The sequence below is a fragment of the Halioglobus sp. Uisw_031 genome, assembly GCF_047729875.1.
Taxonomy (GTDB): Bacteria; Pseudomonadota; Gammaproteobacteria; order Pseudomonadales; family Halieaceae; genus Marimicrobium.
This window is the reverse complement of the sequence record NZ_CP159826.1, coordinates 3269432-3292083: the sequence shown is the minus strand read 5'-3', so window position 1 is coordinate 3292083 and position 22652 is coordinate 3269432. Positions and strand designations below refer to the sequence as shown.

General features: G+C 49.6%; 16 protein-coding genes, 1 tRNA gene and 2 pseudogenes. 9 read left to right on the top strand and 10 right to left on the bottom strand.

Translation table 11 applies throughout. The features are described from left to right. Complete coding sequence (locus ABXT62_RS14895) at positions 1-2409, bottom strand: glycosyltransferase family 2 protein (protein ID WP_415356062.1); 2409 nt, start codon at positions 2407-2409, stop codon at positions 1-3. A gap of 751 nt (positions 2410-3160) precedes the next feature. Between ABXT62_RS14895 and ABXT62_RS14890 the strand changes: the two genes are divergently transcribed. The 3 genes from ABXT62_RS14890 to ABXT62_RS14880 all read left to right on the top strand — a co-directional run bounded on the left by ABXT62_RS14890 (position 3161) and on the right by ABXT62_RS14880 (position 5721). Beyond that, complete coding sequence (locus ABXT62_RS14890) at positions 3161-3838, top strand: XrtA/PEP-CTERM system exopolysaccharide export protein (protein ID WP_415356061.1); 678 nt, start codon at positions 3161-3163, stop codon at positions 3836-3838. Positions 3839-4078: 240 nt separating this feature from the next. Beyond that, entirely contained in the window at positions 4079-4426 is a 348-nt protein-coding gene (locus tag ABXT62_RS14885) for a hypothetical protein (RefSeq protein ID WP_415356060.1), read from the top strand. Beyond that, a complete protein-coding gene (locus ABXT62_RS14880; RefSeq protein ID WP_415356059.1) occupies positions 4426-5721 on the top strand; it encodes a hypothetical protein in 1296 nt (431 codons plus the stop codon). Before ABXT62_RS14885 ends, ABXT62_RS14880 begins: the two co-directional genes overlap by 1 nt. 308 nt (positions 5722-6029) lie before the next feature. On the opposite strand, the gene ABXT62_RS14875 is transcribed toward ABXT62_RS14880, so the two are convergent. The 3 genes and pseudogenes from ABXT62_RS14875 to ABXT62_RS14865 all read right to left on the bottom strand — a co-directional run. Beyond that, the gene (locus tag ABXT62_RS14875; protein WP_415356058.1) at positions 6030-6833 is read right to left on the bottom strand and encodes a hypothetical protein; all 804 of its coding nucleotides are present in this window, start codon (positions 6831-6833) and stop codon (positions 6030-6032) included. Positions 6834-6875: 42 nt separating this feature from the next. Next, on the bottom strand, positions 6876-7160 hold the full coding sequence (locus ABXT62_RS14870) for an AMP-binding enzyme (protein ID WP_415358227.1): 285 nt from the start codon (positions 7158-7160) through the stop codon (positions 6876-6878). Between the two features lie 126 nt (positions 7161-7286). Beyond that, positions 7287-8516, bottom strand: a pseudogene (locus tag ABXT62_RS14865) (AMP-binding protein); the annotation flags it as partial. A gap of 597 nt (positions 8517-9113) precedes the next feature. Between ABXT62_RS14865 and ABXT62_RS14860 the strand changes: the two are divergent. From ABXT62_RS14860 to ABXT62_RS14845, 4 genes and pseudogenes are all read left to right on the top strand, one after another. Further along, a complete protein-coding gene (locus ABXT62_RS14860) occupies positions 9114-10127 on the top strand; it encodes an SDR family NAD(P)-dependent oxidoreductase (RefSeq protein WP_415356057.1) in 1014 nt (337 codons plus the stop codon). Between the two features lie 497 nt (positions 10128-10624). Next, entirely contained in the window at positions 10625-12907 is a 2283-nt protein-coding gene (locus tag ABXT62_RS14855) for a hypothetical protein (RefSeq protein ID WP_415356056.1), read from the top strand. 213 nt (positions 12908-13120) lie between these two features. Then, positions 13121-13309, top strand: a pseudogene (locus ABXT62_RS14850) (IS6 family transposase); the annotation flags it as partial. 315 nt (positions 13310-13624) lie between these two features. Continuing rightward, complete coding sequence (locus tag ABXT62_RS14845) at positions 13625-14128, top strand: DUF2244 domain-containing protein (RefSeq protein ID WP_415356055.1); 504 nt, start codon at positions 13625-13627, stop codon at positions 14126-14128. A gap of 169 nt (positions 14129-14297) precedes the next feature. Here the strand turns inward: ABXT62_RS14845 and ABXT62_RS14840 are convergent, their stop codons facing one another. Both ABXT62_RS14840 and ABXT62_RS14835 read right to left on the bottom strand, forming a co-directional pair. Then, positions 14298-14684, bottom strand: coding sequence for a glutaredoxin family protein (locus tag ABXT62_RS14840; protein WP_415356054.1), 387 nt, complete (start codon positions 14682-14684; stop codon positions 14298-14300). A gap of 151 nt (positions 14685-14835) precedes the next feature. Further along, complete coding sequence (locus ABXT62_RS14835) at positions 14836-15033, bottom strand: hypothetical protein (RefSeq protein ID WP_415356053.1); 198 nt, start codon at positions 15031-15033, stop codon at positions 14836-14838. Between the two features lie 327 nt (positions 15034-15360). Here ABXT62_RS14835 and ABXT62_RS14830 point away from each other — a divergent pair, with 327 nt between their 5' ends. Both ABXT62_RS14830 and ABXT62_RS14825 read left to right on the top strand, forming a co-directional pair. After that, positions 15361-16443 (top strand): hypothetical protein, encoded by a 1083-nt coding sequence (locus tag ABXT62_RS14830; protein WP_415356052.1) that lies wholly within the window; start codon positions 15361-15363, stop codon positions 16441-16443. A gap of 602 nt (positions 16444-17045) precedes the next feature. After that, positions 17046-19556: a sulfatase-like hydrolase/transferase gene (locus ABXT62_RS14825; protein WP_415356051.1), complete on the top strand. Its 2511-nt coding sequence runs from the start codon at positions 17046-17048 to the stop codon at positions 19554-19556. Between the two features lie 168 nt (positions 19557-19724). On the opposite strand, the gene ABXT62_RS14820 is transcribed toward ABXT62_RS14825, so the two are convergent. The 4 genes from ABXT62_RS14820 to ABXT62_RS14805 all read right to left on the bottom strand — a co-directional run bounded on the left by ABXT62_RS14820 (position 19725) and on the right by ABXT62_RS14805 (position 22649). After that, positions 19725-20111: a glutaredoxin family protein gene (locus tag ABXT62_RS14820; protein ID WP_415356050.1), complete on the bottom strand. Its 387-nt coding sequence runs from the start codon at positions 20109-20111 to the stop codon at positions 19725-19727. Between the two features lie 151 nt (positions 20112-20262). Further along, positions 20263-20721 carry a nitroreductase/quinone reductase family protein gene (locus tag ABXT62_RS14815; RefSeq protein WP_415356049.1) on the bottom strand — a complete coding sequence of 153 codons (459 nt, stop codon included), beginning with the start codon at positions 20719-20721 and terminating at the stop codon, positions 20263-20265. Between the two features lie 106 nt (positions 20722-20827). Next, positions 20828-20904: transfer RNA gene (locus tag ABXT62_RS14810), tRNA-Ile, on the bottom strand. A 164-nt stretch (positions 20905-21068) separates the two neighbouring features. After that, positions 21069-22649, bottom strand: coding sequence for an FAD-dependent oxidoreductase (locus ABXT62_RS14805; protein WP_415356048.1), 1581 nt, complete (start codon positions 22647-22649; stop codon positions 21069-21071). Between the last annotated feature and the right edge of the window lie 3 nt (positions 22650-22652).

Here is a 22652-nt window from a genome sequence, read left to right as displayed (position 1 = left end):
CTATGCCTGATGCATTAATGGCGAAGGAGAGCTTTCAGAAGCAACCTCAGATGGCGAACTTGCCGCGACTTCAGCATTAGCGACGTGGTTCAGAGGAAGCGAACTGCCGACATACAAAACCGATGCCCAGTCCGGGAGATCCTCTTGCGCAACTGGAACTGCGGCACGCAAGGGGACATAGACAAAGTTTTTCAGGTTATGAAAAATATCAGAAAAGAAGTTGGTCATACCGATAAACCAAACACAGCCCAACGAAAGCATGGCCAGATTGGTCACAGTAAAAATCATATGGAGATAATCCTGATCAATGACATCATTTCGCAGGGTCCATACAGACCACACAAAAAAAGTGGTGACAACCCATAATAAAGAGAGTGGGGCCGGCGTTCTATCGGCGACTTTAGGGGTCCGTGCGAACGCGAGTTTATGGCCACCGATCATTTGAACAATCGACTCAACAGTCCCTACTATATTGACCGGCAGCAACAGCAAGTTGAAGCCGTAGATCGCTAGAATATCCCGCTTGCGATAACCTAGCCAACTCAGATCAAGCGTCATGGCGATAAAATACGGCAGCGCAATGACAACAGCCGTTCTGCTCAACAATCCGTCTGCAAACGGGTAGAAGAATAAAATACACAAGCAAAGGCTTGTCCAAGCTATGGAGGCTAGATAGGAGACACGTAAAAATAGCTCCAGCACGCCAATCTTGTGCTTTTTTTTATCTTCTTGCCTGCGCTGCAGATTTTTATCTTCTTGCCGATGCTGCTGGTTTTTGTCTTGTTCCGGCCGTTGCTGGTTTCTGTCTTTTTCCCGCCGTTGCTGGTTGCGGTCCTTTTTCCAGAAAACGCTTAATAATTTCGGCAAGATAATCAGTCCGCCATTGGCCCAACGTTGCCGTTGAACGACCAGCGTACCGAAGTCAGGCGGAGTGGCGCTATAACTCAGACGCTCGGGGTAGTTATATATTTTCCAGCCGAGTCGTCTTAAGCCCACACTCGATTCGGTGTCTTCAATTACCGTCCGATCACTGATGTATCGCTTAATTTCGAAGCCGTTCTCATTTTCGCGCTCCTCTAGCTCCATCAGCGCTGATTTACGAATCACTGCGTTAGCGCCGACCCAGAATGCAGCCTCGTGCCGCTGCATGCCTTGATGGACAATATGCTGGATATCAGTCGTGGCACCGGCAATGCGTTCAATCGCCGCGGGCGGCCCTGGAAAACTTATGTATGGCGTTTGGGCAACCGCTACCCGCTTATTACCCTCTTGCTCCATGTGATATACCAGTCGTAAACAGTACTCTGGCAACAAAATACTGTCGGCATCCAACGTCAAAAGGTAATCGGTATCGGGTATTGCGAAATCGGCAGCGTGACCCGAAGTAGGTTTCAGAACAGGCCCACGAGCCGAGGGTATTCTGGAAAACCGCCCCCCCATTAAACCAATGTAGCTGTTTAGGTTCATCGCTTTGTTGGGTTCATGGGATAACGATGCGAAACGCTTACGCTCGAAATAGGAAATGTCGGCCTGGAAAATGTTGACCAAACGGATGTGTAGCTGGCGCACTCTCGACACTGTCAGAAGTACATCAGGCTCGACAGCTGCCGACCTTAAAGCGCTAGCGGTCATCCGCAAATCTGTCGCAATACGCTCTAGAACGTCTACCGCAAAAAAGCGATCAACATGATCATTTATCGGCATTTTTTGACGTTCTACTTCAAACCAGCTAACGGCAGATTCGTAATGTTTGCTCAAGCTCAGTAAAATTTCAGGACACATGCGTGCCTCAAGGTCACCTGAGGCTTTTAGATCAAATGCAGCTAGAGCGCTTTTGAACTCAGCGAACGGCTTGCTTAGCTCGCGCGAAAGTTGCGCAGAAACTGCCCTAGACGCATCTAATGTAGCCTGATCTTCTGGGTCTGTTGGATAGGGTGGATCATCAACAAGCAGTACAACTTTGAGGTCCGGATATTCTTGTAAAGCTGCAGATAAAACGGTTTGTCGAATCGTTCTTTCTTCTTCACGATAAGACGGGACCAGAACTGTGATAGTTGGAGCGTCGGTCTCTAAGCAGTCATCAATTTCATTGCGCTGGACACGCTGATGAACCTTAATGCGCTCATAATGTCCTAGCCGAGTAATCATAAAAGCCAGGCATGACATCGTCAGTAGCGTAACGGTTGTAACATAAGCGAGCGCTTCGACAACCGCAGCTGCAGTGAGGTCTAGCCCACCTAATCTGATACATTGTTCCACAACATATGCCAGCCAAGCCACGACTGTAAAAAAGATAGCAAATCTAGCGCCGGGAACCGTAAGTCGACTCACAGCATTGGGTAAAACGTTGGTAAACTGAGGGCTCTGTTGCGACAGCAGAGTCTCTGATGTTTGTAATTGATCCGCCATTCCTTGGTTCCTTTACACAGTTCCAGTTTAGCGATTGGCGCCAAACTCTGGGAAAGGATAAACACAGCAATATTCATGCCAGCTAATGTAAAGACATGAAAAATATAGACTTTTTTTCAAAATTATATTTATAAAAAAGGACAGTGTAAAAAATTCTGACACTTTTCTGCGTTTTTTTCTGTCGGGTGTAAAAACCCCGACACCTAGCAGCGTTTTCCCGCAACACTCTCAGAAAGCGCTGATCTCACTGATCAGCATATTATTTTTCATGGGAATCGCACACAGTGCATCAGTAGACTGTTGGATGAATATGCTGAGAGCACGACATAGCACTTGCGGACTCAAGAGCGTAATAATTGTGCAAAAAGGTTTGTCTACACTGACTTCATTTAGATCCTCCGCTGACAGACAAGGTATGCTTAAACCGTGGCGAGCGGCATTCATTGCCCCCTTAAAAAAGTGTTTGCGTTTGAAGTTTGTGTGATTAAAGTGTCTGTGTTTTAAGAGGTATACGAGGATTGAAGTGCTCCTCCAGAAGTCTATACTCATCGTCAGCTGGCAAATTTACGAATCATCTCGATGCAAACCTCGACTCGCTTGCAATCGGTTTAAAGCTGGGAAGGGACGATCGTTTATTTATGAAGACTGTTCGTTAAGATTTGTATTACACCAAAAATCACAGTTTACTGTTGGATATATTAACCGCCTTGCAGATCGTTGAAGTTATACTGCTTGGAACAGGAGTCAGTTAATGATGGACATTTCACGGTTTTTTTCATCGCGCAATTTGCTAAAGCGCAACAAACCCCTTTTACTGCTGATCGTTGCAGCAATGGCCCTGGTATTAAACGGTTGCGGCAGTTCATCGCGCACTATGTCAGATATGTCGGATATGCCGATTAATGTTCAGGGGTACAGTTCGGAAGAGTATAAGATCGGCGTAGGCGATGAGATACGTGTAGAAGTATGGGGCGATGATCGGTTAAGCCTCGCTGTTCCTGTTAGGCCCGACGGTAAAATATCGATGTCACTGATCGGCGATGTAATGGCCGCGGGTTTCAGCGCCGAGTCTTTGAGCGAATCTATTACCATCAGGCTGTCAGAATACCTTAAGAACCCCCAGGTGTCAGTGATTGTAACCGACCCCATTAGCTCTAACTTCCAACAGCGTATACGAGTGACAGGCGCGGTTAATAGCCCGCAGTCGGTACCCTATCGCAAAGGTATGACGGTGTTAGATTTGGTCTTACTCGCTGGCGGCCCCAACGAATTCGCAGTATCTAATAATTCGAAGCTCTATCGAAAATCTGAAGGCCAGATAAAAGTATATCCTATTTACTTAGACGATATTTTGACAGAGGGCAAGCTGGAATCCAATTATATGCTGGTTCCGTCTGATATCGTCACCGTTCCCGAGCGCTCATTCTAGCCAGTTTGTTAGCAACGAGGCCGTTACAGGTGGATGTGAGCAACATTTTTAGTCGATTTGCTCAAGGCTATATCGTGTGAGATTATCGCGTGCCGCTCTTGAGTAGTTGATGTTTTTATTTTTACCTCCTTGGGCTTTGTGGTGATGGAAGTGTATTGGCCTGAACGTTATGAAACAAACACTATGCTCTATGCTGACATGACTAGTGTCATTGAGAGGCTATTACGAGGGAGGGCGGAGGTGACTGAAATTCAGAATGAAGGGAAGAACTATTTTCGCGTCAGTTTCGAAAATACCAGTCAGGACCGTTCTTTTGAATTTGTCAATTCGGTAGTCGACGCGTTTATCCTGGACAACGCGGAGCGGCGCTTCGACGACAGTCTAAGTACCTATGAATTCGTTGAACAGCACGTTGTCTGGTACAAGAACGCGTTATTAGCCGCTGAACATAAGTTAAAAGCATTCAAGTCAAATAATTTAGATGCCAATGAGAACGCCGTCAGTGCTCGAAAAAGTCAGCTTCGATTACAGATAGAGGAGCTTAAATCGACTGTCGGCGAAGTTCAGGCCGCAGATCGCTTGCTATAATGAATCGAAAAAGTCAAAAAGCGCTCGGCTTCACGCCGCTAACGGTAACGTTATTAGCACTATCGCTGCAGTCTCTGCAGGCGTCGCCACTGGAGACAACGGTTGAGCTCGGCGCTGGTTTAGAGCATTCCAGCAATGCACTGAAAACGTCAACAGGAGAGCGCTCTGAACTCGAACAGCAGGCCATTGCAGCGTTAGGTTTAAATTATGAAAGTAGCTCAGTTATCGCCGAACTCGATTACATCACTAGATTTACCGTCTACGATGAAAATACTCAAAGCGATCAGGCCGAAATCACCGGTGACGCATCGATAACCTATGAACAAATGGATGACCAATTATACTGGACGTTGGAAAACAACCGTCGCAACCTCGTCAGGGATAGAGCCTTGGCAAATATTCAGTCTAATCGCGAAGTCCGCGCAATTACGACTATTGGTCCTGAATTAATACTGCGGCCATCGGCGTCCGATGCAATATATACCGGCCTATCGTATTCCGACACAAGTTACGATGACAGCGACCAGCAAAACTCAAACAGTACCGGTGCTAGTATTAGCTGGCAACGCAGTTTATCTGAAGTTGATGTTGCCTCCGTCAATATAAACTATCAGGACGTCAAGTTTGATGCCGGCCTTGGGGACAATCAATACTACCGCGCCACCATTGGTTACAGTGCATCGCTTTCGAAGCTAAGTTACAACATTGATGTTGGCTATAATACATCGCAGCGCGAGTCGGGTGATGCCAATGGGGGTTATTTTCAGGCGGAAACAATCTATTTGAGCCGTTCTTCTAGTTGGCGGCTGGCCGGATTACACGAGTTAACAGACACCTCTAGAGGAGGTGAAGTCGGAGATTTTGTCGATATAGGTGATTTTTACAACAGCGCTCTGGAAGTCGATGTTTTTGAGCTAACCTACCTAGAGCTGGAATATAGTAATTCAGCCTTATGTGGGGCGTGTTTGTTCAGTGCTGCGGTTTTAGTGCAGTCAGAAGATTATGAAGAGTTAGATAATGACTCCGATGAATATGCCTTCGGGACTTCTCTCACTTACCAGATAAATAGCTTGCTGACTGGGGGGGTGCTGCTTGGCTACCGTGATTTCAGTTTCAAAAATAACAATGCTCGAGATGACTACACTATTGTTAATGTTGGCTTTGAGGTCAATCAGACACTGACACGTCAATTTTCAGTAGTCTACTCACTGGGTTATGAACAGGGAGATTCCAGCGCGTCGACCGGTGATTATGATGAATTACGCGGTGGGATCTGGATCGTATACGTATTCTAATGACTTTTTCGGATGCGGATGTCGACCAGTAGGCGGGTATTTCGCGCATGTCTACAGTTAAGTTAGCAGGATTAGTGAGGAAGTTTCCTGAACTGGACTTCCCTGGGTTTGCTAGACATTCAATAGCGTTAAACTGTAACTCTATGAGGGTACTGACAAGTTAACTTATTTTCGCTGAAAAAGTGATAATTGAAAGCAGCTATATGCCCCGCAATCGAGCCAAAGTGGCGCTGGCCAACCTAGTCTATCGGGCCAGGGGCCATTTTGTGTAATCCCAGCCCACCACCTCAAGTTAACTTGTCAGTACCTCATTGACCATTCAAAACACTCGGACCTGCAACCTCAATACTCGTGGCCGGATTCCCATCTAAGCGAGGGTCCATCAGCAGATTACTTTTCATGCTCACACGCAGCGCTGTCGATTCAGTGTCCAAATAGAGATACTCGTAGTTATCACCGCCTATATCGCCAACACCAATGGGTTGTACGGTAGCCCCATCTTCGGTTTCAACAGAATATCCCAGGCGATGGTTTTCGGCGATAACACCTTCCATTGGTGTTACACCGCCGTTCCATATGGCAACAACAACTTGTTTGGTCTCTGGTGGAACATCATCGTCTGGTAGATCTTCGGGGCTAACCGCATAGGCTAGCACCAGTGAAGGTCCCTCTGTCAGCGGCGTCACGTCCTCTGACAGCCCCTGTGCATTATCTCCTCCAGCAAGAATCAATTGGCCGGTCACCTTTACTTTTGCCGGAGGATCATCGGGCTCATTGCCAAACTCAGCAATAAGCAAGACACTATGTCGCTTACTTGTCTCGTCGGCTGGGCGAGTGGTGACCCGTAAAGGATGCACCCGTTTTCCTGAGCGACTGATCACAGTAAACATCTCAGGCTCAAGGGAATCGGGATCAGCCACTCGTTTAGAGAACGTTACAGGCATACCGTCGGCACCCATATATCTCAACGCCTGCATAGCATTATCTAAACCAAAGAACGCACTGACCATTCGTGCGGGTTGATCGTCGAGGTCAGTTCTTGGTGGAGCAGGATCAGGAGAACAACCCGATATCGTCAGTGCGATAAAACCGATAAACCCGTAGCATTTCACTTTTTTGATGTTATTTCCCCTGGGATAATTTCACGCATTAGCTTAGCGCAATTCGCGCCGTAAAATTTTACCCACATTGGATTTAGGCAACTCGTCGCGAAACTCGATATGCTTGGGCACCTTATAAGCAGTGAGGTCGGTGCGGCAAAATTCTCTCAGCGCAGTCTCTGTTAAATCACTAGTTCTGCGTACCACAAAAGCTTTTACCGCTTCCCCTGTACGATCATCCACTACGCCCACGACAGCGCATTCAAGTACATCGCGATGGCTGGTTATCACATGCTCTATTTCATTGGGATAAACATTAAAACCAGACACCAAAACCATATCCTTGATTCGGTCAACAATTTTATAGAAGCCATTATCAAGTCTTACAACGACGTCACCGGTTTTGAAAAAACCTTCGGCATCGATTGCCTCGTCAGTCGCCTCCGGACATTGCCAGTAACCCATCATCACCTGAGGCCCGCGCACCCAAAGTTCACCCTCTTCGCCGTCTGCTACCGGCACACCAGAGCTATCCATTGCTTTTATTTCCTGAAAACCCACTGCTTGACCGGCACTGCCAATGCGGCGGGTTGCGGGGGAATTTAGGGTGAGGTTGGCGGTAGTTTCAGACAGACCATAGCCCTCAATAAGTTTGGAATCCGTTCGCCGCTCCCACTCTTTAGCCACATCTGGCACCAGTGCAGCGCCGCCAGCAATAGTCCACTTGAGATTTGACCAGTCCACGGCATCAAATTTTCCGTTTGCCATCAGGCCAACTAGCATGGTGTTAACAGCGGCAAATTCAGTGAATGGAACTGATCCCATCACATCAAGCAGTCCATCGAGATCTCGTGGGTTGGGAATAAGCATCGAGCGGCCGCCAGAAGAAAAATTGCCGCAAAGATACAGGGTAAACCCGAAGATATGATAGATGGGTAATGGTGCGATCAGCAGCCGGGTCTCGCTTTCCCTAGTATACTGTGCAAAGTGATTGCGACCCTGAGCTATGCAAGAAATAATATTGCCATGGCTCAGCATGGCACCCTTAGCAACGCCCGTTGTACCGCCGGTATATTGAAGAACAGCCAGATCGTTTAATGTGGGACGAATCTGTGATAGACCCCCGCCTGAGTCCTTGCTCCCACCGAGAGAAATTGCTGTGGGTAGTGAAAGCAGTATAACCGATTGATCCAGATTATGTGCGGGAGTAGGCTGTGGCTCCATCATATCGAGCGCATTGGTGGTGATTACCAGCTTGATATCGGTATCAGGAATAACCTGTTCCGCCGCCGCGACAAAATCACTGAGCATTACCACTGCCTTGGCTCCGCTATCTTGAAATTGGTGGCGCAATTCTCTTTCTGTATAAAGCGGGTTGGTATTCACCAATACCAACCCAGCGCGCAGAATGCCTCAGGCCGCTACCGGGTACTGAATGAGATTGGGCAGTTGAATGGCTACTCGATCGCCATGCTGTAAACCTGCAGCGCCGCGCAGATAGGCGGCAAACTTCCCTGACATCTCATCTATTTGCCGAAAAGTGATGTCTTGGCCCAAGCAGCTAAAGGCTATTTTGTGTGCAAATTCAGCGCAGGCCCGTTCAAACGGATCCAGCACTGATGTGTAATGTTCAACGTTGATGGCATCAACTTGCTTGCGAGAAAAATTAAAGCGGGGGTCGGTGGCAAAATTCATAGTTTAAAGCTCGTTAAGTTTAGCTAATTGAAGGAATTTTCATAAACTCTCAGTGGCTGATCTAATTTGCTGACAGCAGGCACAAGCAGAAAAGGTCACTCGGGGCTGAGCCTGGTCTTCTTAGTCACCTAAGCATCATTATTGGGTAACGCTTTGGAAACAGTCGCCACTTTAAGACGCTTCAAGATACTTCAAGGCATAATCTTTTGGGGAATCATATTCAGCTTTCTCACCGTTTCGGGCCGGACACAAAAAGCCTGCTATATCAAAACAGGTTAGGGTTTAAAAAGGGGCTGATGCGTATAGGAAGGATTAATACTCCCTGATTTTTCTCAATCTACTACAAGGTCCCGACTGCTGGCAATCGACAGATTGCTATTAGGCCCTCAACTATGCATTATCGGGATCTCAGGATGAGTGCGTTTGGAGAGTGGAGTAGGGCAGTGGCGTGAATCTGGAGCCGCGGATTTTCAGATCCAGAAGAGTTACCTTGCCAATACCCTCTGACCCCTTAAAATGCGCCCTTTAAATCAGCTTGACGCAAAAAGTGCCTTTGCGGTGAATGTTCATCCAAATGCAATGCGAGGGTTACCTGTAATGGCAAAAGAAAAGCTCAACGTCATGGTCACCGGTGGAACTGGCTTTGTCGGCTTCCATACTGTGATGGCTCTCGTGAATGCGGGTCATTCGGTTAGGCTGTTGGTTCGCAGTCCACAGAAAATGCAGCGTGTGTTTGCACCGTTTGGACTTGAAAATCTACCCTACGTTAAGGGTGATATCACCGATGAGGCCTCGGTTAACACTGCGCTGAATGGCTGTAATGCGGTGTTCCATTCCGCAGCGTTGGTTAGCGTTCATGCCAGTGACTCCGAAAAGGTATTAAACAATAATTTACTGGGGACTCGGTTGGTGTTGGGGGGTGCATGGCAGCGCGGCATTCGGCGCATGATTCAGGTGTCGAGTACCACCGCGTTGTTCCGCAGTGGCGTTTCAGGCCTCAATGAGGTTTCGCCCCTGGGCACAGCGCTTTCAGGCTATGGACGATCCAAAATCGAGTGTGAGAAATTTGTCCGTGATCTACAGGACGAGGGTGCACCGATTTATACTACCTATCCCGGCAGCATCATGGGCCCTAACGATCCTGGTATGAGCGAAGCCATGATAGGCCTGCGCACGTTTCTAAAGACGCGCTTGCTGCTAGACACTACCAGCGGGATTCAAATCATTGATGTTCGAGACCTAGCCAAAGCACACCTAGGTCTGCTTGAGCGCGGCGGCCCCCCTGCGCGGTACCTGATGGGCGGTAACTACTACAGCTGGGCAGATTACGCAGGCGTCATGGAAGAGGTCACCAACCAAAAATTCCGCCGCGTCAGAATCCGGCCTCGGATTCTCAAGGTGGCCGGTGCGATTGGCGACGTGTTGAGCCGTTTTGTAACCATGGAACTTCCACTCAGTGAGGAATCGGTTACCTATGCCACGGAATGGGCTATTGCAGACGACAGCCTGATCAAGAAAACGCTGAACCTAGAGTACCTAGATACGGCAGAAACACTGCGTGATTCTATCGAATGGCTACGTTCATCGGGCCATTTGAAAGGTAGAATTTAACGGGTAAAACTTTGAATTTAAGGGGTCGAAACCCCTAAATCACTACGTCTTTGATCCCTCAAATGGGTACTGACAAGTTAACTTGTTTTTCCTCGAAAAGGCGAGTTTTAGCATTCAATGCACCCAATAAAAAAGGTAAAGTGGCGACTCGATTGCCAGCGCCAAGGGCCGAATTGTGTCGGCTCAGCCAATGACCTCAAGTCAACTTGTCAGTACCCAAGAAAAGGCGCTAGTCTGCAACGACGTCTCTAGCAATAACTGCAGCGCAGGTCTGAACTATTACACGGCACCGTTGTCAATAACCGGTTATGGCCATTTAAAGGTGCATGGAGCGCGGCCGGCGCGTGGTAACCTAGAAGCTGATGCGTGGCGTCTAAGTTGATAGCTTGGGCTGAATTATGCTCACGTAAACCTTTCAAAAAGATGAGACTTTATTATTCTTGCGCTACCCGCGCTATAACGTGTCTCAACACAATAACGATAAGGAAAGCGCAACCATGGTAGTAGCTAAATATTTTCTCGGCACAAGTTTACTGGCTCTTACAATGGTGCTGGGTGCCTGCAGTGATAGCAGCGATGGCGACGACTTTGTGGGTGCGCCAGTAGCGCCCGATGAGGGCTCTGTGTACGACCTTGCCCATGGCTGCTTTGCCGTGTCACCGGCCGATAATGCCGTGCTTGCCACCGCGGATGATGGCTATCAGTTGGTTGATATTGGCCTTGGAGAGGACAGCCATTTCCGTCTGCAGCCATCAGACCTGCGCCGCTTCCTGTTGTACGATGAGAGTGGAAACTACCTAGTCGGCTCTGACGGCGGCCTTGCGCGGCAAGCGCAACTTGCATCCGATACCAATATGGTCGATGGCAAGGTGGTAATCACCGACCGGCTGCAGTCCGAAGGGGAGTGGGAGCTCAGTGCGGCTGTCGACGGACGTTTTAATTTCAAGCACTTGGCCAGTGGGACTTTCCTGACGGCTGATGCGACACTGGGGCAGACGCCAGCCGATATTGCATTGCTGCCGCGAGAAGACTGCGCAGAATTCCCCGAACTGACTTTGGATGCGACGGGCACGGTAACCGTCACAGAGTTCGAAAATGGCGACCTGTTTGGCTTCGTCGATGCCCACTCCCATTTATTCACCAATTACGGGTTTGGCGGCAGCGGCCTGTTTCATGGTGCACCGTTTCATCCGCTTGGCGTGCCGCATGCGTTGCCTAGTTGCAAATTGGTGCACGGTGAGGGCGGACGCAAGGATTTCTTCGGTTCCGGCTTCTCCGGTGACTCCATCGTTGATCTGGCGCCCGCGTTGATTGCCGGTGAGTTGCCAGCGGATACGCACAGTACGGATGGGTACCCACTATTTACCGATTGGCCTGACGCGCCTGAAAGTTCGACACACCAGATGCAGTATTACAAGTGGATTGAGCGGGCGTACCTGTCTGGTCTGCGGCTCATGGTGCAGCATGCCACCACTCAGGAGACGGTGTGCCAATTGCTGACCTCGCCCGAGATCGGCGCGCAGCCTTTGCGTTATTCGTGTAATGACATGGTCGCGGTGGATCGCATTATTGGGGAGACCTATAAGATGGAGCGCTACATCGACGCGCAATCCGGAGGGCCCGGGGAGGGCTGGTTCCGCATTGTACTGACGCCCGAAGAGGCACGAGAACAGATTCGTGCCGGCAACATGGCGGTGGTGCTCGGTATCGAAACCTCTGATCTGTTTGACTGTTTTCTCACGGCGCGTGGCGATGCCAAGCGTTGTACTGAGGCCGATGTTGTGGCCAAGCTGGATGACTACTACGCCCGGGGCGTGCGAGTTCTGTTCCCGGTGCACAAAATGGATAATGGCTTCTCTGCCGGCGACGGCGACCGACGGGTCAGTGATATTGGCAACTTTGCCCATTCAGGCCATTACTCTAATTTCATTCCCTGTCCGGAGGAGCTGCTGACCTTCCCCGGTGGTTTTGATCGCGGTGGCGTGAACTTTGCCGACCTGAACCAGCCAAGGGATGTTTACGACCCACTCATGCCGCCGGTTAACCCTGAAGATTATGATGCCAACCCGCTGAGCTTTTTCCTGACGTATGTGGCGCAGTTTTTGGGCGGCGGTGCTCTGGAGGGCGAATACTGCCAGAATGCCGGTCTGACATCCCTCGGCGAATTTCTGATCAAGGAGATGATGAAGCGCGGTATGGTAATTGAGGTTGATCATTTTTCTCGCCAGAGTTACCAGCGCGCCTATGAAATACTAGGGGAAAATGATTATCCTGCTGTTGGTACCCACGGCCGCGATTATAACGGTAGACTCTATGAATTAGGCGGTGTTTCTACTTCCAGCTTTGGTCGCTGCCGTGACCCGGAAAAGACCTCGACAATGGACGACCGCTTTCAGTCACGCCTCGATTTGATGCGTGAGAAGGGCGCCTACCCTGGTTTGGGATTTGGTTTTGATCTCAACGGCTTCGCCGGCGCTCCGCGGGCGCGTTTTGGTGAGCGCGCCAACTGCAGCGCGCCGCAGACCGATAAGGGTGTGACTTACCCGTTCACCTCCTATGCGGGTGACGTCGTGTTTCAGCAGCCGATGGTGGGTACTCGCACCATCGACTTTAACACGGAGGGCATGGCCACTCTGGGCCTGGTGGCTGAGTATATCGAGGATACAAGACTTGACGGCGTGTTAGACGAGGATATCGAAGCACTGTTCCGCTCTGCGGAAGGGTATATTCAGGTGTGGGAGCGGTCGGTTAAGCGCAGTCTGGATATAGCGTCGCAATAAGGCGTTAGACAGCTCAGTTGACCGCGACGGGTCCTTTGGAGTATAGGAAGGATTAATACCCCCTGATTTTGCTCAACAAAAAGTCGTAGATAACTGTCCATCGGTTGGAACGTAGACGCCGAGTTCGTCGTCTACATTATCCAAACCGATAACAACTTGATTGCCATAAACGGTACTGACAACTTAACTCGCTGAAATTGGTAGAAACGGCCAATGAATGCATATAAACGTCGCCGATTCCCACCTGACATCATTTCTTACGCCGTCTGGCTCTACTATCGCTTCAATCTCAGCCACAGAGACATCGAAGATCTACTTGCCGAACGAGGCATCACTGTCAGCCGAGAAGCGATTCGTCTCTGGTGTATCAAGTTTGGTGCCCTATACGCCCGGAGACTACAACACCTACATTGGACTGTGTAGGATAGTGCGTTAGGGAAAACCCTACGATTGAGGCTTAATCCCACTGGGCCTTGTGTCTGCTGGCCTCTCTCGCCAACAAAAAATCCGCACCGGGTGTGCTTGGGAAGGCTCAGACTGTGCCTATCCGACCATTGGTAGCCAACCGTGCAAAACTTGAGGACTTGCCACAGAGAGACACGGTATCAGTAAGTCAACGACATAGATCATATTATAGATGTCTGAGATAGCTTGTGCGCATCGGCGGCGGCTGCTATTTTCCGTACAGCATAAACCAAGCGTTTCATAGGACAGCCCGTGGTCTATCAGCATTCTCATGATAGCGATGAAGTTATCGTCGCCGAACCCAACCGATCCGCCAGTTGGGAGGTAAACAAGATGGTATTACTCGCCATGTGCTGTTTGTCGGGCGTGATCGCCGGAGGCTTTGCATTACTTGGCGCTTGGCCTATCCTGCCATTTGCCGGTCTGGAAATGCTCGCTCTGGGTTCTGCACTTTACTACGTGTGCTGGAAACTGAGATATCGGCATGTTGTGACATTGAAAGCTGACAGCGTGCTGATTCAAAAAGGGCATTATCATCCGCGCCAGCAGTGGCGCTTTGATCGCGATAGCACGACGATACAGGTAATGACCCAACCACATCCGTGGGATGCACTGCAGATCAGCTTCTGTAACTGTGGAGAACAAGTGAGCCTAGGTGAATTTCTGAGCAAAGAGGATACAGAAACGTTGTTGCAGCTGCTGCGTGAACAATTTCGCATTCAGGCGCACTCAGAAAATGGACAGAGAGATTTTTAATCGTCGCGAAGTACAGGAAAAATAAACGGGCTGTTCAGGAGATTTCCTCACTGATACTGCCGACTGAACTGTAGAAACTCGCGAAATGCACGGTAATCTAATCCCGATTCTCACTCGTACTCCGTAACTCGAATTTTGTCTAAATCTTCACTGAGTAGTTCATGGCCCGCTAGGCACCGATCACATTCGAGCCCGCAACAAACCTGTCCTCCAGATACCCAATAATATGCCCCGACTCATATAGCCACTCAACCTGCCCGTCGCCACCCTCAACCCGCAGACAGGGCACTTTCAAATCCCCGCCGCCCGCCAATAATTCTCCCCGGGCAGTCTCTGACCGTTTCACGTCCCGCGTCTCAATGCTCAACGATTGCCGCTTCATCGCACGACGCACTTTCACGTAGAACGGGCAGGCCTTGTACTGATACAACGTCAGGCTGGCAGTCTGGAGATCAATCTGGGCCTGCTGCTTTGGACGTCGCTGGATGCCCTTAGGCGGAAAAGCCCAGTTGAAGAACAATATCAGTTTGCCGAGGATCAGGCGGATGATGACCATGGTGTCTCCAGTGAGTTGGGATGATTGACGGCTCTTCATTATGAACGGGGGACGCGGGCATTGATTACACGGATGTTGCGACGATCAACTGAGTGGAGGATACCGATGTCCGACGCCGGATATTATCCCGGCTGAACACGGGGTAGTCCACTTACGTATCCAAGCGGATCTCCACCAATATCAACTGTTCAGCGATGGTTGCCAGGCTTGTCTCGACGACCTCTTTATTAGCATCCAATGCCAGGCCGTAGACCTTCGCGTCTCTGGATAGAGCGTGGATGACACGGCGCACCCCCTCCCGCAATGCCTCGCTATCACCTTCTCCTGCCTGCACATGCAGCGGTTTCAAATCGCTTCAACTTGGGTAGGCATCTGGTTAGAGCCGAACATTATCGGAATCTCAGGGAAAGTGCGTTCCCAGAATGGAGCAGGGCAGTGGCATGAATCTGGAAACGCGGATTTCCAGATCCAGAAGAGTTAACTTGCCAATATCGTTTTGTGGAATACCATGGGTTTTAGCTAGCGATATCTGCTATCTCTAGACCTGGCTTTAACGACTGAATAGGAACAAGAAAATGGCAATTAGTCCACGTGATGAGCAAATGGCTGCTTTGATAGAAATAGACCGAGGCGGTCCTGTCAATGTGTTGAATGAGTATAGCCTGGGACTGGAGACTTGATCTTTAGGCGGCCAAAGCCTGCACTTACACTGCATATCGGTCTGGGTAAGACAGGAACAACCGTCTTACAAGAGTTTTTCTGGGAAAACCGGAAGCTGCTGGAAAAAAACGGAATTACCTACCCTGATTACGGCGTGGTCGCAGGTGCCCACCACCTGCTCTCGCCGCATATCCCGCCCTACCTCAAGAATGCATGGAACTTCAAGCCCGCTGAAGAATGGGCGCCGAAACTAGCGCGGTCGCGCGCCGCGCAAACGCTTCTTTCTTCTGAGCTCATCTCCTCCGGCCAGAGCGATGTCATTACCGAGTTCTGCACTGCAGTGTGCGAGAGGTTCAAGCTGAGGATAGTGGTTTACCTCAGGCGCCAGGACCACCTCATCATGGCGAGCTACAACCAACATGTGAAAACCGGCAAGCAGCGGCGCAAGCTCTCGGAGATCTATCAGAACATGGTTCGCAGGTTCGACTTTGAGGCAACGCTCAAACCCTGGGTAGACGCTATTGGAACTGAAAATATTGTCGTTCGTCCCTACGAACGCGAGCAGTTCTACGGCAACGATATTCGGCTCGATTTTTTGTATCACGCCTTTGGTGTTGAAATCGACGACGAGTTGCAACTGGGCGGCGGCAACGCCAACCCGCGCCTTGATACATCGATCCTGGAGTACAAGCGACTGCTCAACAACATCGTGAGCGATGGCGAAAAATTGCTGCGCCTACAGCGTCTGTTAACCGGATATTGCGAAGTGCGTGAGGCTACCTCAGCCGACAAGCAATCGCTGTTGCCGGCCGCCATCCGGCTGGAGATACTGGCCGGATACGAGCAGCAAAACAATGCCATCGCCAGGACATATCTGGGCCGTACAGATGGAAAGCTCTTTCTTGAGCCGCCCCCTAACCCTGGCACCACATGGCAAGACAATGTCCTGTCACCAGAAGAGGCTACGTCGATCGCTGTATTTCTTGCAGGGAAAGACCCGTCATTGATGCAGTGGCTTTCTGCGGAAGTGCCTAAGTTTGTCGATAGCGAACAATATGGGCCCAGAATCGCTGCCCGCTTCCTTGCGGGTACACTTTGATTTCTCCAGCACAAATCGAGAATTTTCTATCAAGAAGCTGATCATACACGCTGGCACGCACAAGACAGGTTCGACTGCGATACAGAAGGTACTGACAAGTTAACTTATTTTCGCGGAAAAAGCGGTAATTGAAAGCAGCTCTATGCCCCGCAATCGAGCCAGAGTGGGGCTGGCCAACCTATTCTATCGCGCCAGGGGCCATTTTGTGTAATCCCAACCCACCACCTCAAGTTAACTTGTCAGTACCATGGGAGGGGCTATCGTGAAAAAATAACCTCACCAATACGAGTTACCGCGTCTAAAAATAGCAGGGCTAGTCGGTCTGCCTCACTGAATGTCTGTCGATGCGAATGATCGCGCAATTCATATCCGTCCACTTCTGAACGATAGCATGCAACCGTCCGTACTAGGCGTTTTTCAGTAGCGTGGTTTCTTGTTGAGCGTTGTGGTTCGGATTCGCTTCCTGCGAAAAGAGGTAATGGCCCGGTGGTGCCCGGGAGGGTGGCGTGAGGAAGTTGGTATAGCCTTGCCTGAAAGGTATACTGCCTGTCACGCATCAACAGCAAGCGATTCTATTCAGAACCCCTCGAGAAATGTAACTAATGATCAGTTCTGCCTCGCATGGAGACAAGTCGATTAACGCGCTGCACATATTAACTTTGTGGAGTTTTGCTGTCGCGCAACCTTTATATGATTTATTAGCTCAATATCCAACTTTCTTTATTGCACACGATGCCGGGGTTAGGGAAATATTGGGTTTTACCCTACTGTGCAGCATTGTCCTTCCAACGATATTGGCTTTGCTGATCGTATGTGTTGGATTTCTCAATCAAGTTATATACAGAGGCTTACATTATTTCTTAATATTAATCCTAATTATTTTGATAATATTGCCTGCCCTTAAAGAAGTACCTCAATTATCTGGTACTACACTAATTACTGTCGCGCTGTTTTTAGGCAGCTTTGGTATGTTCGGATATGCCCGTTCGCAAACGTTGAGGGAAATTAGTACAATCTGTTCGATAGCGATTTTTATTTTCCCGTCACTCTTTTTGTTTTATAGCCCGATTAGTAGTCTCATTTACCCTCGAACAGAGGCGATACACCAAGACATTACCATCGAAGACCCTATATCCATAGTAATGGTAGTTTTCGACGAGTTTTCCGGCACGCATTTGTTGGATGAGAATGAAAATATCGACGCAGTTCGCTACCCAAATTTTTCTGCTTTAGCCGAAGATTCACATTGGTTTCCTAACGCGACGATGGTAGCCGACGCCACACATAAATCAGTGCCTAGCATTCTGACAGGAACATACTACCGTGATGACGAGGGAAGAGGAAAAATTCCTGCTCTAGTAGATTACCCTCTGAACATGTTCACTTTGTACGATCGAGCATATACGCTAAACGTTCGAGAACCGATAACCAAATTATTGCCGAAGCAGATACGTAGTAATAAGACAGGTTGGTTTCAGAAGAACGTGTCCATAATACGTGATGCATCGATTGTCTATTCCCATATTGTATCGCCTGACTACCTAGCTAAAAATCTTCCAGATGTGACACAGAATTGGAGAGACTTTCTAGCAGATAAGCCATCGACAGAAAAAGTTGATGTGAAAACATTTCTAAAAGAAGCGGGAAAAGCCAGGGAAAAAGACAAGAAAATGGGTTTTCGTATAAACCCATTCACAGAATTCCTCGCCTCAATCCATCATACTGAAAAACCTTCCTTGAACTTCATTCACTTGGTATTTCCACATACTCCGTATGAGTACCTTCCTTCCGGCCAGCGATATCACAGAATTGACCTGACAAAACTAAAGAATGGAGCATGGGATACTGATGGGCGGCATGCCAAAATTGGATTTCAGCGCCACTTACTGCAACTGGGCTATACAGATACGCTGATTGGAGATTTAGTCGAAAAACTCAGAATCGAGGGTCTCTATGATAAGTCTCTTATCATTATCACCGCAGATCATGGCGTGAGCTTCAGGCCAGGTCATCCTCACCGAAGCGTTGACGAGCACACTATGGGGGGCATGATGCCTGTTCCCCTTTTCATAAAACTACCGCATCAAAAAAAGGGGGTCATCAACAAGCGTAGGGTTAGTACGATAGACATACTGCCCACCATTGCGGAGGTTACGGGCATAACCCTGCCCTGGCAGATAGATGGATACTCGGTCTTTGACTCCGACGCACCAGAACGCTCTAAAGTTCTGGTTAATAACAACTGGTCTCAAAAAAAGAACCTTTCGTTTGAGTATTCAGATCTTGAGTCCTCAAAGGTACAGTCGTTACAACGTATGCTTTCCTGGTTCGGTTCTGGGGCGTCACGCGTCAATGGGCTATGGGAAATTGGCCCCAAGCGAAAACTTATTGGCCAAAGGGTTGGTCAAACCCTTTCTCCACAACCATTCCCTTTCCATGTAAAACTTGATCAAGAGGTCTTCTTTCAGGCCGTTGATAACGAGGCCGACTCCTACCCGGCCTTTCTATCAGGAAAAATTATTGCAAGCGACCATGCAGCTATTTCTGATGGCGTCGCCGTTGCAGTGAACCAACAGATTGAAGCAACGGCAGAGGTTTCTGATAGTGGCGATTTCGCTACGATGCTTCCAAAATCTGCACTTAAGGGCGGGAAGAATAGCATCGAAGTCTTTCTGCTATCGATAGAAGAAAGTGGAGACATTCAACTACTTCAATCCAACCAGAAGAAAAATGTATATCGATTGGATGGTGAGCAGCTCTTTAACGTGACCAGTGAGGAGAGCGTACTTATTCAGCCGCAGTTAATCAGTGGGCACATGACTGGTTTTCAAATAAATGAAAGAAACGAAACAGCCTCAGCGGAAGGCTGGGCAGTTGATGTAACGCGAGAAAAACTTGTAGATGAAGTTATTATTTTCTTGGATGAGAAGAGTGTGTACGCTGGGAAACCAACGATAGACAGAGCTGATTCGGGGAAAGGAAAGCATAACAATCGATTAAGCCAGTCTAGCTTTAGCATCACTCTCCCACAGGAAATGCTTGACGATGTAAAAGCAGTTCGTGTTTTCGCCACTTTAAATGGTGTTGCATCTGAACTGACATATGGGGAATAAGTTCAAAGTATAGGACAAATAAACGGCCTGTTGAGAGTAGGTTGCCTCACTGTTACTACTGACTGAGCTGGAGAAATTCGCGAAATGCACGGTAATCTAATCCCGATTCCCACTCGTACTCCGTAACTCGAATTTTGTCCAAATCTTCACGGAGTAGTTCATGGCCCGCTAGGCACCGATCACATTCGAGCCCGCAACAAACCTGTCCTCCAGATACCCAATAATATGCCCCGACTCATATAGCCACTCAACCTGCCCGTCGCCACCCTCAACCCGCAGACAGGGCACCTTCAAATCCCCGCCGCCCGCCAATAATTCTCCCCGGGCAGTCTCTGACCGTTTCACGTCCCGCGTCTCAATGCTCAACGATTGCCGCTTCATCTGCCGCCGTACCTTTACACAGAAAGGGCAGGCCTTGTACTGATACAGCGTCAGGCTGTTCGTCTGTTGATCAACCAGAGATTGCTGCTCGGGATCGCGCTTGATGCCCTTAGGGGGAAAGGCCCAGTTGAAGAACAATATCAGTTTGCCGAGGATCAGGCGGATGATGACCATGGTGTCTCCAGTGAGTTGGGATGATTGACGGCTCTTCATTATAAACCGGGGACGCGGGCATTGATTACACGGATGTTGCGACGATCAAGTCAGTGGAGAATACCGATGTCCGACGCTAGATATTGTCCCGGGTGAACACGGGGCAGTCCACTTACGCCTCCAAGCGGATCTCCACCAATATCAACTGTTCAGCGATGGTTGCCAGGCTTGTCTCGACGACCTCTTTATTAGCATCCAATGCCAGGCCGTAGACCTTCGCGTCTCTGGGTAGAGCGTGGATGAAACGGCGCACCCCCTCCCGCAATGCCTCGCTATCACCCTCCAGTAATACTGCGGTGCCTGGATAACGCTGCCGGGCAATTTCCATGTCAACCGCGACTCCCTCCCCCCGGAAGTTCAGCCACCACTGGGTATTTCGGCTGGACAGCAGGCGCACAATATTGCCCTCCTGGGTGTAGCTCAGTGGCGTGCTGAGCTTACGGCCGCTTTTGCGTCCAGAGAAATGGACGATACCGATATTGTGGCTGGTAATGCCATGCAAAGGCGAGCGGAGCAGGCTGCGCATTACCGGATTGAGGCAGTAGCGATAAAAGCGGTTGCTGGCACTCATGATGCTGTCACCCCTGACCTGCCGACTCGGGTCATGGAGAGTCGCCCCTATGCCCGGCAGAGTCGGATGCTCACTCTATGCATAACGCTATGATGTCTATAAAAAATGGTGGGCCCAGAAAGATTTGAACTTTCGACCTGCCGATTATGAGTCGGATGCTCTAACCAACTGAGCTATGGGCCCGAATAAGGAGATCGCTATTATAGATAAGAAAGGCTCTGTGGCACAGACCCCAGCCCAATTTTTATTATTCGATAGAAAGCGGGTCGAGAAACATAAATTCCCCGTGCGGGTTCTCACCTGCTAACCAGAAGTTTGTGCTTTCGATTTCCGTAAATGCACGACCTTTATTTATCTCCCGCCGACAGCAATTCGTTGAACGGCTCGTAGGAATTGCGTAAGCGCTGAAAGTCCCCACTGTTGACCAATAGCAGTTTGGTGTCTTCTCGTGCGGTGATTTTTCCGTGTGTCAGCCGGTGTTCCTTGAGTGCTCGTGACCCCCAGCTATCGCCAACACGTAACTCATGATACTCGGGTTCGCCGTCAGGTCTTTCGAGCTCTTGTGTGGCACTGCCGCTTAATACGATATAGAAACCGGCGGGCACCTCATTCGCGTGCTGTACGACTTCACCCTTGGAGTAATCGAGGTAGCGGGTTGCGGGGCTATCACTCTCTGCCATGTAGACAATGGTGCGTGGCATAAAAAGGTCAAAGAACCAATCGAGTGCCACTCTGATTTTCGTGGCCAGCCCTGGGAGCATCCCTATATAGGCGGCTCGCCAAATAAGCCAGGCGGGAATGCCGGTTACACGTCGGCCGTAAATTTCTGCCACTCCGCGCCCTCCGCCGAGCGACGCCATGATACCTGCCGCCTTGTGCGTGAAGGTGACCAGATTCTGGCCACGTGTGCGATGCAGAATATTGTGAGCCAGTACTTCGGCCTGTGCCACGGCAAATTGGGCGGTGGGGGGGGCGTAGAGCGGGCTTTCCTGATCGGTGTTGAGGGGCACCAGTGCTGCATCGCCAATGGACCATACATTTGAAAGCCCGATCACCTCCAATTCTGCGCTTACGGCAATGCGTCCGCGCTGCAACGCTATGGGTAGAGATTTCACAAATTCCGAGGGGCCATTGCCGATTGTGGTGACGATTGTGCGAGTAGGGAGAGATCGGCCATCGTTGGTGTAGACGGCATGTTGCGTCGCTGAGTGAATGCCCGTGTTCAGCCAGACTTCAACGCCACGTTTCTCTAGCTGATTGAGCGCGTACTCGCTGAGGTGTTCGGGTAGTTCGGGTAATACACGATGGCCGATTTGAATGATTACCAGACGTATTTCATGGCGCTGGATATTGGGATACTCGGGCAAAATACGGTCAACCATTTCTGCCAGTTCGCCCATGGTTTCCACGCCAGAAAATCCGGCCCCACCCACTACGAACGTTAGAGCGCGCTGCTTGATGTCAGGAAATCGTGTGACATCGGCCATTTCCATGCATTCGATAACACGGTTGCGTAGCCGATAGGCGTCGGATAAGTCCTTCATGGTCAGGCTGTGATGCTCAAAGCCCGGGAACAGCGACAGGTTGGCAACTTGCCCTGTGGTAATCACCAGGTGATCGTAGTCGACCCGCTGCAGAATTTTCCTTTGGCCTTGCAGCAGAACAACCTGCTTTGCGTCGAAGTCGACGTCGGTCACCTCGGCAAGGCGAACCTGCACACCTTTGAGCAAATTGCGCAGCGGAGTGACTGCATCCTGCGGGTTGAGGGTCCCTGCGGCGACTTCAGGTAACAGTGGTTGGTAGACGAAATAATTGATCTTACTGATGAGTTCGATATCCAGGTCACCCTGAGATAGCTTATGCAGTTTTTTGGCAGTAAACATGCCGCCGAAACCGCCGCCAATAATGACTACTTTGGGTTTTTGCACGTC

Excerpts from the sequence above, each read along its gene's own strand:
- ABXT62_RS14895 (WP_415356062.1), bottom strand. The coding sequence starts at position 2,409 with ATGGCGGATCAATTACAAACATCAGAGACTCTGCTGTCGCAACAGAGC.
- ABXT62_RS14890 (WP_415356061.1), top strand. The coding sequence starts at position 3,161 with ATGATGGACATTTCACGGTTTTTTTCATCGCGCAATTTGCTAAAGCGC.
- ABXT62_RS14880 (WP_415356059.1), top strand. The coding sequence starts at position 4,426 with ATGAATCGAAAAAGTCAAAAAGCGCTCGGCTTCACGCCGCTAACGGTA.
- ABXT62_RS14870 (WP_415358227.1), bottom strand. The coding sequence starts at position 7,160 with ATGGTTTTGGTGTCTGGTTTTAATGTTTATCCCAATGAAATAGAGCAT.
- ABXT62_RS14860 (WP_415356057.1), top strand. The coding sequence starts at position 9,114 with ATGGCAAAAGAAAAGCTCAACGTCATGGTCACCGGTGGAACTGGCTTT.
- ABXT62_RS14855 (WP_415356056.1), top strand. The coding sequence starts at position 10,625 with ATGGTAGTAGCTAAATATTTTCTCGGCACAAGTTTACTGGCTCTTACA.
- ABXT62_RS14840 (WP_415356054.1), bottom strand. The coding sequence starts at position 14,684 with ATGGTCATCATCCGCCTGATCCTCGGCAAACTGATATTGTTCTTCAAC.
- ABXT62_RS14825 (WP_415356051.1), top strand. The coding sequence starts at position 17,046 with ATGATCAGTTCTGCCTCGCATGGAGACAAGTCGATTAACGCGCTGCAC.
- ABXT62_RS14820 (WP_415356050.1), bottom strand. The coding sequence starts at position 20,111 with ATGGTCATCATCCGCCTGATCCTCGGCAAACTGATATTGTTCTTCAAC.
- ABXT62_RS14815 (WP_415356049.1), bottom strand. The coding sequence starts at position 20,721 with ATGAGTGCCAGCAACCGCTTTTATCGCTACTGCCTCAATCCGGTAATG.